The organism is Kineobactrum salinum (assembly GCF_010669285.1).
Taxonomy (GTDB): domain Bacteria; phylum Pseudomonadota; class Gammaproteobacteria; order Pseudomonadales; family Halieaceae; genus Kineobactrum; species Kineobactrum salinum.
The window spans coordinates 2038740-2051298 of sequence record NZ_CP048711.1 but is presented as its reverse complement, the minus strand read 5'-3'; the positions used below and the strand labels follow the sequence as shown (position 1 = coordinate 2051298).

Annotated in this window: 13 protein-coding genes, 1 other RNA gene and 1 pseudogene; 9 read left to right on the top strand and 6 right to left on the bottom strand. The window is 64.1% G+C overall.

From position 1 onward, the window contains the following. The first annotated feature begins 101 nt into the window (after window positions 1-101). Window positions 102-248, top strand: a complete 147-nt coding sequence (locus G3T16_RS08810) for a hypothetical protein (RefSeq protein WP_163494735.1) — start codon at window positions 102-104, stop codon at window positions 246-248. Here the strand turns inward: G3T16_RS08810 and G3T16_RS08805 are convergent. The 4 genes and pseudogenes from G3T16_RS08805 to G3T16_RS08790 all read right to left on the bottom strand — a co-directional run bounded on the left by G3T16_RS08805 (window position 245) and on the right by G3T16_RS08790 (window position 1588). Beyond that, a pseudogene (locus G3T16_RS08805) lies at window positions 245-831 on the bottom strand (5-formyltetrahydrofolate cyclo-ligase). The gene G3T16_RS08810 and the pseudogene G3T16_RS08805 overlap by 4 nt on opposite strands. A gap of 7 nt (window positions 832-838) precedes the next feature. After that, window positions 839-1018, bottom strand: a non-coding RNA gene (gene ssrS / locus G3T16_RS08800) — 6S RNA. 40 nt (window positions 1019-1058) lie between these two features. Next, window positions 1059-1388 (bottom strand): cell division protein ZapA, encoded by a 330-nt coding sequence (locus tag G3T16_RS08795; RefSeq protein ID WP_163497032.1) that lies wholly within the window; start codon window positions 1386-1388, stop codon window positions 1059-1061. Further along, window positions 1388-1588, bottom strand: a complete 201-nt coding sequence (locus G3T16_RS08790; protein ID WP_163494732.1) for a TIGR02449 family protein — start codon at window positions 1586-1588, stop codon at window positions 1388-1390. The genes G3T16_RS08795 and G3T16_RS08790 overlap by 1 nt, the downstream gene beginning before the upstream one ends. Before the next feature lie 174 nt (window positions 1589-1762). Here G3T16_RS08790 and G3T16_RS08785 point away from each other — a divergent pair, with 174 nt between their 5' ends. The 6 genes from G3T16_RS08785 (at window position 1763) to G3T16_RS08760 (ending at window position 8154) form a co-directional block, all read left to right on the top strand. Further along, entirely contained in the window at window positions 1763-2374 is a 612-nt protein-coding gene (locus G3T16_RS08785; RefSeq protein ID WP_163494731.1) for a UPF0149 family protein, read from the top strand. 271 nt (window positions 2375-2645) lie between these two features. Beyond that, a complete protein-coding gene (gene pepP, locus G3T16_RS08780; RefSeq protein WP_163494729.1) occupies window positions 2646-3959 on the top strand; it encodes a Xaa-Pro aminopeptidase in 1314 nt (437 codons plus the stop codon). Next, window positions 3959-5206, top strand: coding sequence for a 2-octaprenyl-6-methoxyphenyl hydroxylase (gene ubiH, locus G3T16_RS08775; protein WP_163494728.1), 1248 nt, complete (start codon window positions 3959-3961; stop codon window positions 5204-5206). Before pepP ends, ubiH begins: the two co-directional genes overlap by 1 nt. Next, window positions 5199-6413, top strand: a complete 1215-nt coding sequence (locus G3T16_RS08770; protein ID WP_163494726.1) for a UbiH/UbiF/VisC/COQ6 family ubiquinone biosynthesis hydroxylase — start codon at window positions 5199-5201, stop codon at window positions 6411-6413. Before ubiH ends, G3T16_RS08770 begins: the two co-directional genes overlap by 8 nt. A 112-nt stretch (window positions 6414-6525) precedes the next feature. Beyond that, complete coding sequence (gcvH, locus tag G3T16_RS08765; protein WP_163494725.1) at window positions 6526-6915, top strand: glycine cleavage system protein GcvH; 390 nt, start codon at window positions 6526-6528, stop codon at window positions 6913-6915. Between the two features lie 30 nt (window positions 6916-6945). After that, a complete protein-coding gene (locus tag G3T16_RS08760) occupies window positions 6946-8154 on the top strand; it encodes a class I SAM-dependent rRNA methyltransferase (protein WP_163494723.1) in 1209 nt (402 codons plus the stop codon). Here the strand turns inward: G3T16_RS08760 and G3T16_RS08755 are convergent. After that, window positions 8135-8791, bottom strand: coding sequence for a histidinol-phosphatase (locus G3T16_RS08755; RefSeq protein ID WP_163494722.1), 657 nt, complete (start codon window positions 8789-8791; stop codon window positions 8135-8137). The genes G3T16_RS08760 and G3T16_RS08755 overlap by 20 nt on opposite strands. Window positions 8792-8903: 112 nt before the next feature. Between G3T16_RS08755 and G3T16_RS08750 the strand changes: the two genes are divergently transcribed. Then, window positions 8904-9410 carry an RNA pyrophosphohydrolase gene (locus G3T16_RS08750; protein WP_197911974.1) on the top strand — a complete coding sequence of 169 codons (507 nt, stop codon included), beginning with the start codon at window positions 8904-8906 and terminating at the stop codon, window positions 9408-9410. Further along, a complete protein-coding gene (gene ptsP, locus G3T16_RS08745) occupies window positions 9410-11680 on the top strand; it encodes a phosphoenolpyruvate--protein phosphotransferase (protein WP_163497031.1) in 2271 nt (756 codons plus the stop codon). Before G3T16_RS08750 ends, ptsP begins: the two co-directional genes overlap by 1 nt. Here the strand turns inward: ptsP and G3T16_RS08740 are convergent. After that, the gene (locus G3T16_RS08740; RefSeq protein WP_163494720.1) at window positions 11662-12474 is read right to left on the bottom strand and encodes an NRDE family protein; all 813 of its coding nucleotides are present in this window, start codon (window positions 12472-12474) and stop codon (window positions 11662-11664) included. The two genes, ptsP and G3T16_RS08740, sit on opposite strands and share 19 nt — an antisense overlap. Window positions 12475-12559 lie beyond the last annotated feature (85 nt).

Sequence of the window (12559 nt, the reverse complement as noted above, 5' to 3'; positions counted from 1 at the left end):
GAAGAGTCCGGCCTGTTTATGAAGTGGGGTCTGTTTGCGTCAGTCTGGCGTGGTTTGACTGGATGGTACGTTGATGATGAACAGTTGCGAGAGTAGTGAGTGTGAAAAATAAGCCGGATTTTGTACTGGTGCTGATGGTCGCCTTCGGGGTGGGGGTGCTGGTGACGCTGTTGCTGCCGATGGCCGCCAATGACACAGCGGCCGCGCCTGCCTCCGAACTGCAGGCAGGGGTTATCGTCGGAAATTAAGCGATTCCCATTCCTGATGCTGCACCGGTGCACCGGTGCAGCCGGGTTTCTGTTATCACGAAATCCATGGCCACGTCCCAGGCATCCCGGTTCTGCGCCGCCATTTCCTGACAATCATAGCCCAGGCCCACACACAGGGGTCGGCCGGCGACAGCCAGGCTGCGGTCATAGTAGCCACCCCCATTCCCAGCCGGGTACCATCCCGGTGCCATCCCACCAGCGGCAGAAACACAACGTCCAGCTCACTGGCGATCAGCGGCTTGTCGTCCTCCGGCTCGGGAATGCCCAGGTGGTTGGGTAACAGGTCCTGATCCGCTCGCCAGCGGCCAAACAGCAGCTGTTTATCGGCCGTCAACCGGGGCAGGTAGAGTTCGCGCTCATGTTGCCGGCAGTGGGAGATGATCCCGGCCGGATCGAGTTCGCCGTCATTGGCCCAGTACACCGCCACCCGGCGCACTGTCTCCCAACCCGGGAGGGCGGAGACATGCTCTGCAGCGGCAGTGGCTGCCCACTGGCGATAGTGGGCTGACAGATCATTGCGCCGCTTGCGCAGCAAGCGTCTGCAGGCAGGTTTGCTGGTCATGAAAGGTTGGATTCCCGGCATGGCGTTGGCAGAGTTGCCCTGAACCCGATGGTTCAAGGAGGGGGTTCCTGCACTGCATCAGGCTTTCCGGATCAGACCGGACGTGCACACCAGCAGTAACGAGGAACCTCCAGGTACAGACTTATCGGCTCGAGGACTGTCTGCCTGGCGCGTATGCCAGGAATCCAGCGGCCATTATACACAAACTCGTGCGGGGCTGGCCCGAATCAGCCAATTTCCAGTTGCCGCAATTGGTAGAGCGCATCATCGATCTTGCGTTGCAGCCCCTGCAGCGCACCGGGGTCGGCATTGCCTGCCGTGGTGCCATCCCCGTTTTGCTCGGAGGCCTGCAGCAGTTGATGGCTTATATTCAACGCCGCCATCACCGCGATTCGCTCCAGGCCGATGACCTTGCCGCTGTCGCGAATGGCCCGCATCTGCTTGTCCAGGTAGCGGGCCGAGACGATCAGTTCAGCTTGCTGGTCTTCCGGGCAGGAGACCTGGTAGTCCTTGTCAAGGATGTGTACTGAAACGGTATTGGGCGGGCTCACGGGCATCACTCCATAGACCTCAAACGTGCCAGCATGGCCTCCACCTTGGAGCAGGCCAGTTCATTCTTGCTGATCAGGTCCTGCTTTTCCCGCTGCCAATTGAGACAGTCGGACTTCAGGCGCTGGTTTTCCTGATTCAGCTCCCGGCACAGGCCGATCAGCTCGTCAATTTTGGATTCCAGAGCAGGGAGGGAGCTGTCTGCCATTGAGGTTCACTTGGGTCTGGTGAAATTACAGCTTACTATAGAGCTGGCCAGGATACAGGTCAATGGAGCAAAACTTTTTATATATCAATAGCCTGCCATTCTTTTTACAGCAAGCAGTGGAACTGTGCCGCGGCCGGGCCCGCACGGCGTTCACGGCAGTACGGGGAGCCATCCATGTTCGATAGTCTGTTCGACGAGCCAGAGTTCTACACCTTTGATGAAATAGCCAATCAACTGCTGGAGCAGGGCGTGGCGCTGTCGCCAGCCGAGGTGCACGGCTGCCTGGTGGGCCTGTTGGCTGCGGGGGCGGAACACGATGCCGACGCGGGCCTCCATGGCGTGAACCAGGCGCTGGGACTGGACCTGCACGGCGAGCTGGCCGATTTGCTGATCAGGCTGTTTGCGGCCACAGCCGCGGCGCTGGAGAACGACGACTTTGAGTTCTTTCCGCTGTTGCCCGATGACAGCCTGGAGCTGGCCCAGCGAGCCCAGGCGCTGGCGGACTGGTGTCGCGGTTTTCTCGCTGGCTACGCCAGAACCATGGCTGCCGCCGGCACCGGTGGCGAAACCCTGCCCGGCGACAGTTCCGAAGCCCTGCGGGATTTCGCCGTGATAGCCCAGGCCACCGAGGATGAGGCTGACGTTAGCGAGGAGGAGTCGGAAAACAGCTACGCCGAGCTGGTGGAATACCTGCGCTTCGCCGCGCTCAATGTCTACATGGACAGCCGCGCCCGGCTGGAAGACCGGCAGCGCGCCGCCCGCGGCAAATCCGGTCCGTTGCACTAGAATTCGCTCCGGTAGAAGGTCGGCGTCCTGGGAGGGTGCTTTCGAGACCGTTTGCAGCATGGATGCTGCAACCGAGCCCCCACGGATGGGTTTACGGCGTGTCTCGAAAGCACCCTCCCAGGATGTCGACCGGGCTACGAAGTCCCAAAGCCCTCAAGCAAGTGCCATTGGCACCAGCTGTCAGTATGAAGCTCGCTCCTTCAGGAAGCACGAGGGCCTGTGCTAACCTTGCCGCTGACCCTTGCCAGCTACCACACCAGACCGGGATCCAATGAAAATCAGTAAAACGGAATTTGCGCGCCGGCGCCAGCGCTTGATGGCGCTTATGGAGCCCAACAGCATTGCGATAGTGCCTTCGGCCAATGAGCAGCGGCGCAGTCGCGACACAGAGTACCCATTCCGCCAGGACAGTGACTTCCACTATCTGTGCGGCTTTCCCGAGCCGGAAGCCGTACTGGTGCTGATCCCCGGGCGCAAGCACGGGGAGTTCGTGCTGTTCTGCCGCGAGCGTGACCAGCGGATGGAGCTCTGGCACGGCTATCGCGCCGGTCCCGAGGGCGCCTGTGCGGAGTATGGGGCGGACGATGCCTTTCCGGTCGGCGACGTCGATGACATCCTGCCGGGGCTGATCGAGGGCCGGGAGCGCGTCTATTATTCCATGGGGCGCAGCGCGGAGTTTGACCGCCGCATCATGGCCTGGGTAAACCAGATCCGCAGCAAGGAGAGCTCGGGTGCAGTGCCGCCCGGAGAATTCACCGACCTGGACCATATGCTGCACGATCTGCGGCTGAAAAAAAGTGCCGCCGAGTTGCGCCTGCTGCAGCGGGCGGGAGAAATCACCGCCAGAGCTCACCAGCGGGCGATGCGCGCCGCCCGGGCGGGCATCCATGAATACCAGCTTGAAGCCGAGATGCTGCACGAGTTCGCCCAGGGCGGTGCCCGTTTTGCCGCCTATCCCAGTATTGTCGGCAGTGGTCCCAACAGTTGTATCCTGCACTACACCGACAACGCCCGGGCATTGCGTGACGGTGAACTGGTCCTGATTGATGCGGGCTGCGAATATCAGTGCTATGCCGCTGACGTGACTCGCACCTTTCCGGTCAGTGGCCGATTCAATCGCCAGCAGCGCGCGATCTATGACATCGTGCTGGCAGCGCAGGCAGCGGCAATAGCGGAGATACGGCCGGGCAATCACTGGAACGCGCCGCACGAAGCCACGGTGGAGGTGATCACCCGTGGCCTGCGGGATCTCGGCCTGCTGCGCGGTGAAGTCAGCGACCTGATTGCGAGCGAGGCCTACCGCGAGTTCTACATGCACCGGGCCGGTCACTGGCTGGGGCTGGATGTGCATGATGTGGGCGATTACCGGGTCGCAGGCGAATGGCGCGAACTGGAGCCGGGCATGGTGCTGACTGTCGAGCCGGGTATCTACATCGCTCCGGACAACACCGGCGTCGCCGCCCGCTGGCGGGGCATTGGTATCCGTATCGAGGACGACGCAGTGGTCACTGCCGATGGCTGCCGCCTGTTGACGGACGCTGTTCCCCGCCAGCCCGAAGATATCGAGGCATTGATGGCAAGCTGATGGCCACAAAGGAGCGCGACATTGTCATCGCCGGCGGCGGCATGGTGGGCATCAGCCTGGCGCTGCAGTTGGCGCACAGCCTGCCGGATAACCGGCGGATCACCCTGGTCGAAAGTTTGCCATTGCCTTCCGCAGAAGTTCCGCAGCCGGATTACCACCCCGCCTTCGATGCCCGTTCCACGGCCCTCAGTTACAGCTCGGAATTGATCTACCGGACGATCGGTGTATGGCCTGTGCTGCAGCGCTGGCTGTGCCCCATCGACAGCATCCATGTCTCCAATCGCGGCCGCTTTGGCAGTGCCCTGCTACGCGCCGGGGATCACGGCTGGTCGGCGCTGGGCCATGTGGTGGAAAACCCCTGGCTGGGCCGGGCCCTGCTGCAGGTACTGCGTCAGCAGGACCGGGTGGAGCTGTTGAACCCGGCGCGGGTTGTCGCGGTAACACCGCAGGCGGGGTCCGTTGAGCTGCAACTGGAGGGCGATGCTGCCGCCCGCTTGCGCACCTCCCTGTTGGTGGTGGCGGATGGGGCTGCCTCGGACTTGCGCGCCGGTTTGGGTATTGGCGCCGTCGAAAAGCCCTACCACCAGCATGCGCTGGCCTGCAATGTGGCCTTTGCCGAACCCCATTGCGGCTGTGCCTTCGAGCGCTTCACCTCCCAGGGACCGCTGGCATTGCTGCCGCTGCTGCCGGTTGCCGATGCGGAGCACCGCAGCGCGCTGGTCTGGACCCTGCCGCCGCAGCAGGCAGCCGCCCTGTCCGAGGCCACAGAAACGGAGTTCCTCGGAATACTGCAGCGGCGCTTCGGCTATCGCCTGGGCCGCCTGCGCCAGGCCGGGGCGCGCTACTGTTATCCGCTGTCCCTGCACCAGTGCCAGGAGCAGGTGCGGGCCGGTGTGGTGGTGATGGGCAATGCCGCCCATGCCCTGCATCCGGTGGCGGGCCAGGGTTTCAACCTGGCGCTGCGCGACATTGCCGCCCTTGGGTCGGTACTCGCCGCTGCCGCCGCGGCCGGAGAGGGCCTGGGCGAACTGGCTGTGCTGCAGCGCTACCGCCGGCGCCAGCACCGGGATCAGCAACGCACCATCAGCTTCAGCGATCAGCTGCCCGCGCTGTTCATGCATGCAGATCCACTGCTGGGGCTGGCCCGGGATCTCGCGCTGTCCGGGCTGGACTGGGCCACACCATTGAAGCGCCGCTTCGTCCGGCAGGCGGCGGGACTTGCGGCATTGGGAGGTTGGGGTGGCTGAGACGCAACGCTACGACGTCGTGATCGTCGGTGGCGGTATCGCCGGCAGTGCGCTGGCGCTGGCGCTCTCAGGCCAGGGCCTGTCGCTGGCAGTGGTGGAGGCCCGGGCGCTGGCAGAAGAGACCCTGCCGGAGGACATCGGCCTGCCGCATTTCGATCCCAGGGTAGTGGCGCTGAATCCACAGTCACAGGCTCTGCTGCAGGGCTGGGGTGCCTGGTCGGGGGTGGCCGGCTACCGCCATTGCGCCTATCGGCATATGACCGTTTGGGATGCCGACGGCACCGGCAGGATCGATTTCGATTGCCGCGAGTTGGCCACCGGGGCGCTGGGGCATATCGTGGAAAATCGCGCCCTGCTGCAGTCCCTGCTGCGCCCGCTGCAGCGTTGTGCGGATGTGCGGCTGCTGGCACCGGAGCGCCTGCACAGCTGTGAGCGGGTCGCCAGCGGTACGCAGGTCACACTGGACTCGGGACTCGTGCTGGAGGCATCGCTGCTGGTGGCGGCAGACGGGGGCGAGTCGCGGGTGCGCCAGCTAATGGGTTTCCGCACCCGTGAATGGGACTATGGCCAGCATGCCATCGTCGCCACGGTGCGGCTGGAGCACGATCATGCCGCCACCGCCTGGCAGCGGTTTTTGCCTACGGGCCCACTGGCGTTCCTGCCGTTGCCGGGGGCGCAGGGGCACTATTGCTCGATTGTCTGGTCGCTGCAGTCGGACGGTCTCGGCCCGCTGATGGAATTGCCGGATGCCGCCTTCTGCGAGGCGCTGGGGGCAGCCTTCGAGCACCGGCTGGGTGCAGTTACCGGTTGTTCCCGACGCTTTGCGTTTGCCCTGCGCCAGCGCCATGCAGTGGATTATGTTCAAACCGGCGTCGCCCTGATCGCCGATGCCGCCCACACTATCCACCCGCTGGCCGGCCAGGGTATCAATCTGGGTTTGCAGGACGTCGCGGTACTGGCGCAGGAAGTCATACGGGCCGGGCAGCGGGGAATGAGTCCCGGACGGATTGAGGTGCTGCAGCGCTACCAGCGCCGGCGCAAGAGCGACAACCTGCTGATGATGGCCGCGATGGAAGGCTTCAAGCGCCTGTTCGAGCAGCGCGCGCTGTCGGTCCGCTGGCTGCGCAATGCCGGCATGCGGGGTGTCGAGCGGGCAGCACCGGTAAAGCGGATGCTGATGCAGCGGGCAATGGGGCTGGCGGACTGAGGCTTGCCTGCCTGCGGACGGGTAACAGCGTTGTGTTTCATTGTTCGGCGGTTAGAATGTGCGGCACCGACAGCATTGGTCCGTGCCCGGAATCCGAATGAGAGGAATCGTCATGAGTCATACCCCTAGCGAATTGAAATATGCCAGCAGCCACGAGTGGGCCCGTCTGGAGGAGGACGGTACGGTAACGATAGGCATTACCGATCACGCCCAGGAAGCCCTCGGTGATGTCGTTTTTGTGGAACTTCCCGAGCCTGGCGCCCAATTGGCTGCCGGCGATGAGGCGGGTGTGGTGGAGTCGGTCAAGGCGGCCTCCGATATTTACGCGCCGATCAGTGGCGAAGTGATTGCGATCAACGATTTGCTGGCGGATGCCCCCGAAACGGTCAATGCCGACCCCTACAACGACGGCTGGTTCTACCGGCTGCAACCGGAGGATACCGCCGAGCTGGACAAGCTGTTGGACGCCGGGGATTACGCCGAGCATTGTGAAGAAGCCTGAGGCCGGCGGCCACGGCCCGGTGGGCTTCGCGTGAACGATCCCTCCGCCGATCTGTTTCTGCGGCCCGGAGCCGGCCGCCGGCTGGGCGCCGGCCACCTGTGGGTCTACTCCAATGAGGTCGACACCCAGCGTAGTCCTCTAGGACGGTTCAGCGCCGGCGACCCGGTGCTGGTGCGCCACGCCGATGGCCGTGCGCTGGGCTCCGCGTACATGGAACCGCAGAATCTTATTTGCGCGCGCCTGTACGCGCCGGACCGGACACAGGCACTGGACGTCCCGTGGCTGCTGCCGTTGCTGAAACAGGCGCTGCTGAGCCGCGAGGCGCTGTTGCCGGGGTCCTGCTACCGGCTGATATACGGAGATAGCGACGGCATTCCGGGGCTGGTGGTGGACCGTTTTGGCGACTATCTGGTGCTGCAGTTCCACACCGCCGGTATCGAACGCTATGAGGCCGTGATCGTGACGGCTCTGGTGGAGCTGCTGCAGCCGCGGGGCATCCTGCTGCGCGCCGACAGTCGCAGCCGACGGGAACAGGGGCTGGACGACCGGATCGCCGTGGTCCATGGCGAAGTGCCCGCCGAGGTACCGCTGCGGGAAAATGGCGTCGCCTTCCTGGCGCCGGTGTTCGAGGGGCAGAAGACGGGCTGGTTTTTTGACCACCGCATGGCCCGCGCCCGGCTCGGTGATTATGCGGCGGGCAAGCGCGTGCTGGACGTTTACAGTTATATCGGTGGCTGGGGGGTGCAGGCCGCTGCGTTCGGAGCGAGGGAGGTCTGCTGTGTGGACAGTTCCGCCCGCGCGCTGGAGGGGGTGGCCGCCAACGCCCGCGCCAACGGCTTGCAGGACCGGGTATCGGTATTGCAGGCACCGGCGGCAGAAGCACTGAAGGAACTGCACCGGCAGGGGAAATCATTCGACCTGGTGATCCTGGATCCGCCGGCCTTTATCCAGCGCCGCAAGGACGCCAAGAAGGGGCTCAAGGCCTACCAGCGCATCAACGAACTGGCGCTGAATGTGCTGGAGCCGGGAGGTGTGCTGGTGTCAGCGTCCTGCTCCATGCATCTGGCGCGGGCCGATCTGCTGTTGCTGCTGCAGGGCGCTGCCCGCCGCAGTGGTTGTGAGCTGCGGGTGCTTGAGCAGGGTGGCCAGGGGCCCGATCACCCGGTGCACCCGATGATCCCCGAAACCGAGTACCTGAAATCGGTATTTGCCCGCAAACTCAATCCCGTAGCGATATAACCGGCCAGCCGGCGTTGCGGGCGCGGGCTGCCAGCCGTGGATCGGGATCCACTGCCACGGGATAGTCCACCAGTTCCAGCAGCGGCAGGTCGCTATGGGAATCGCTGTAGAACCAGGTACCTTCCAGCGGCAAGCGATGCAGGGCCAGCCAGGCTTGCAGACGCAGTACCTTGCCCTCGCGGTAGGATGGGATGCCGCTGGGTTCACCGGTGTAGCAGCCGTTCACGATCTCGGCCTCGCAGGCCAGCAGCTCGGCAATACCCAGGGCGTCGACGATGGGCCGGGTAACAAAGTGATTGGTGGCGGAAATCACCAGCAGGGTATGGCCCTGACGGCGGTGACTGTCCACCAGTGCCGCCGCTCTGGGCAGCATGACTGGCACTATTTTTTCCTCCATGAAGCGCTGGTGGAGCGCCGCCATTTCCGCCACGGAGCGGCCTCGCAGCGGACTCAGTGCAAAGCGCAGATAGGCGTCGATATCCAGCTCGCCGCTCTGGTAGTCGCGATAGAAGCGATCGTTCTGCTGGGCGAAACTGCTGCTGTCGACCAGGCCCTGCTCAGAGGCGAAACAGCCCCACAGGTGGTCGCTGTCGCCGCCGATCAGGGTGTTGTCCAGGTCAAAAATGGCAAGGGTCATGGCACCTCCGTACAGAGCCGGCCAGCATAGCCCGCGGGCCGGCGGGAGTAAATTTCTCAGCGACTGTAAAATGTGGAACAATACCCCGCCTAATAAAGCAGGTAGTATCCAGGTGATCGACGCAGAGGGTTTCAGGTCGAATGTCGGCATCATCCTGGCCAATGATACGGGCCAGCTGCTGTGGGCGCGCCGTATCGGTGGCCGGGATGCCTGGCAGTTCCCCCAGGGTGGTATCAACCCCGGGGAGTCTGTCGAGCAGGCACTGTTCCGGGAGCTGGAAGAGGAGGTGGGTCTGACCGCCGAAGCTGTAGACATCGTTGCCGCCACCCGGGGCTGGTTGCGCTACCGGTTGCCGCGCCGTTTTCTGCGCAGGGGCGAAAACCCGTTGTGCATTGGGCAGAAGCAAAAATGGTTTCTGCTGCGCATGCTGGCTACGGACGAGGCGGTGCGGTTGGACCTCAGCGGCAAGCCGGAATTCGACCACTGGCAGTGGGTCAGTTACTGGTATCCGCTGGATCAGGTGGTGGCCTTCAAGCGCGAAGTCTATCGCCGCGCACTCAAAGAGCTGGCCCCACCGCTGGGCAGGGTAATCGAGGATACCGCCGCATGGCCGCGATGATGCTGGAGACCCTGCGCAATATCGTGCAGGAGGTCAATTCTGCTGAAGGGCTTAACGAGGCCCTGGAGATCATTGTCAGGCGGGTCCGCGACGCGATGGGCACCGAGGTCTGTAGCGTCTATATGCGCGATCAGACCTCCGGGCGGCTGGTATTTCGCGCCACGGAAGGTCTCAATCCGGCGCAGATAGGCATGGCCAGTCTGGCGCCGGGAGAAGGCCTGGTGGGCCTGGTGGCGGAGCGCGAGGAGCCGCTCAATCTGGAGAATGCCGAGACCCATCCCAGCTTCCAGCTGCTCGAAGGTCTGGGCGAAGAGCTTTTCAATGCCTTTCTCGGGGTCCCCATTATTCATCAGCGCGATGTGTTGGGGGTGCTGGTGGTGCAGCAGGCGCAGCGGCGTCGCTTCGACGAGAGCGAAGAGGCCTTTTTGGTGACCATGTCGGCCCAGCTGGCCGGGGTGATCGCCCACGCCCGGGTGACGGGTGCGGTGCAGGAGGAGTTGCTGGGCGGCGCCCGCGAGCCCACGCGGATAACCGGCATCCCCGGGGCGCCGGGCATCGCGATCGGCACCGCGGTAGTGGTATCGCCGGTGGCGGATTTGTACGTTGTGCCGCGCAAGACTGTCGCCAACCGGCGCCAGGAACTGCGCGCCTTCCGCACGGCGCTGGCGGCGGTGCGCAATGATATCCAGACAGTGTCCGACAACCTGCGCGGGCAGATGAGTCCCGAGGATCACGCCCTGTTCGATGTCTATCTGGGCATACTGGACGACTCCGCGATTGGTGGCGAAGTGGCCGGTCTGATCAAGTCCGGTGAATGGGCGCAGGGCGCGCTGAGTCAGGTCATGATAGAGCACATCCGCCATTTCGAGCGGATGGAGCACAGCTATCTGAGAGAGCGCGCGGTCGACGTCAAGGATCTCGGTACGCGGGTTCTCGCCTATCTGCAGGACGCGGCCAGGAGCGAGCCCAAGCTCTACCCGCCCCATACCATCCTGGTGAGCGAGGAGTTGACCGCATCCGTGCTGGGAGAAGTGCCGCGCGACCGCCTGGTCGGATTGATCTCGGTGCGTGGCTCGGGCAACTCCCATGTCGCGATTCTCGCTCGCGCGATGGGGCTGCCCACGGTGATGGGTGCGGTGGATCTGCCCTATACCCGGCTGCAGGATCGGGAGCTGGTGGTGGATGGCTACAACGGCATCGTACACCTCAACCCGCTGCCGGAGGTCCGGGCCCGGGTGCAGCAACTGGTGGATCAGGATCACGCCCTGTCCCGCGATCTGGAATCCCTGCGCGACCTGCCCAGTGAAACCCTGGATGGTCACCGCATGCCGCTATGGGTGAACACCGGCCTGATGGCCGATGTGACCCGTTCGCTGGAGCAGGGCGCGGAAGGTGTGGGTCTGTACCGTACCGAGGTACCTTTCCTGCTGCGTGAGCGCTTTCCCAGTGAAGAGGAGCAGCGCCAGATCTACCGCGAGCAACTGGAAGCCTTTGCCCCGCGGCCGGTGACCATGCGCACGCTGGATATCGGCGGTGACAAGGCACTGCCCTACTTTCCGATCAATGAGGACAACCCGTTCCTGGGCTGGCGCGGCATTCGCGTGACCCTGGATCACCCGGAGATTTTCCTGGGCCAGGTACGGGCCATGCTCAAGGCCAGTGAAGGCCTGGACAACCTGCGCATCATGTTGCCGATGATCAGCAATGTGCCCGAGCTGGACGAGGCGATACAGCTGATTCAGCGTGGGCATCGCGAACTGGTGCAGGAGGGCATGGATCTGGCCCTGCCGCCCATCGGCGTGATGGTGGAGGTGCCGGCAGCGGTCTACCAGGCCCGGGTCCTGGCCCGGCGTACGGACTTTCTGTCGGTCGGCAGCAATGACCTGACCCAGTACCTGCTGGCAGTGGATCGCAACAATTCGCGGGTCGCGGATCTGTACCACGCCTTTCACCCGGCTGTACTGCAGGCCTTGTGCTGCGTTGCGGAGGCGGGCCGGGCGGAGGGCAAGCCGGTCAGTATCTGTGGCGAACTGGCGGGAGATCCACTGGCGGCAGTGCTGCTGATGGCCATGGGTTATCAGGTATTGTCCATGAATGCCACCAGCCTTCCCCGGGTCAAGAAATCCCTGCGCAATATTACCCTGGCCCAGGCGACTGCGGTGCTGGAGGAGGTGATGCTGCTGGAGAGCGCGGTTGAGGTTCAGGCGCGCCTGCACCGGCTGATGCAGGAGTCCGGCCTGGAGCAGTTCGTTCACATACCGGTGGCCTGAAAACGCCACCGGCAACTGAAGTCCCGCTGTTCACTGCCCTGCAGTTGGCCCCTATCGTCGAAACTCAGCTCGCGCCAGGAAACCGTGGCGGTATCCACGACCTTGCTGTCGCGGCGGACCCGCAGGGTTGTGGTGGAACGGGTGCCATAGTCCCGGGTGCGGATGAACTGGGCCGAAAGCTGCGGGGCCATGGCCTGGTCCAGACCCAGTGGATGCAGCTCCTCGGGCGTGGCGGGGCGGGTGTCTGCGACGACCTGTTGCAGCGCCTCGTGGCAGGGGGCGGCCGACTCCAGCAGTTGCCGCAGCCGCAGCTTGCCCAGCGTCACCTTGGGCCAGGGCGTATCCAGCCTGGCATTGCTGAGGCCGTAGATGCCCGCTGCCAGTTTTCCAGGCTGTGCTTCCGGCCCGCTATTGCCGTAGCACCACAGGCCGTCGTCGCGGCCCGCCAGGATATTGAAGCCGGCGTAATCGTCAGCGTGGCCGGCGACCTCTCGCAGATAATCCCGCGGGGAGGTATCGCCGGTCAGATAGTCCAGCGGCAGCTCGCCCCGCGAACGCCTCCCCGGGGCCGTGCGGCCGGGGTCGCGGTAATTGGTGATCGCGGCAAAGCGGCCGTCACGGGTGAAGCCCATCCACGTACCGCCCTGGCTCAGATCCCGGCCTGCCAGCAGCCACGGGTACTGCGGCCAGAACGTGGCGGCTGCAGTGGGACGGGCGTGGAACTCGTCGCGATTGGCGGCGACCACCAGGGGAGTGTCGGACTGTGGGTCCCACGCAAATATGATCAGGCACATGTGATCGGATACTGACAGCTGGCAAGCCAATTGTGAATCCCGGCCGGGTACTGGATAATGCCGCCTTGACCTCCGCCGGGCCAGG

Coding starts and splice junctions, on each gene's coding strand:
- gcvH (WP_163494725.1), top strand. CDS start 6,526: ATGAGTCATACCCCTAGCGAATTGAAATATGCCAGCAGCCACGAGTGG.
- ubiH (WP_163494728.1), top strand. CDS start 3,959: ATGGCCACAAAGGAGCGCGACATTGTCATCGCCGGCGGCGGCATGGTG.
- G3T16_RS08785 (WP_163494731.1), top strand. CDS start 1,763: ATGTTCGATAGTCTGTTCGACGAGCCAGAGTTCTACACCTTTGATGAA.
- G3T16_RS08790 (WP_163494732.1), bottom strand. CDS start 1,588: ATGGCAGACAGCTCCCTCCCTGCTCTGGAATCCAAAATTGACGAGCTG.
- pepP (WP_163494729.1), top strand. CDS start 2,646: ATGAAAATCAGTAAAACGGAATTTGCGCGCCGGCGCCAGCGCTTGATG.
- ptsP (WP_163497031.1), top strand. CDS start 9,410: ATGCTGGAGACCCTGCGCAATATCGTGCAGGAGGTCAATTCTGCTGAA.
- G3T16_RS08755 (WP_163494722.1), bottom strand. CDS start 8,791: ATGACCCTTGCCATTTTTGACCTGGACAACACCCTGATCGGCGGCGAC.
- G3T16_RS08740 (WP_163494720.1), bottom strand. CDS start 12,474: ATGTGCCTGATCATATTTGCGTGGGACCCACAGTCCGACACTCCCCTG.
- G3T16_RS08795 (WP_163497032.1), bottom strand. CDS start 1,388: ATGCCCGTGAGCCCGCCCAATACCGTTTCAGTACACATCCTTGACAAG.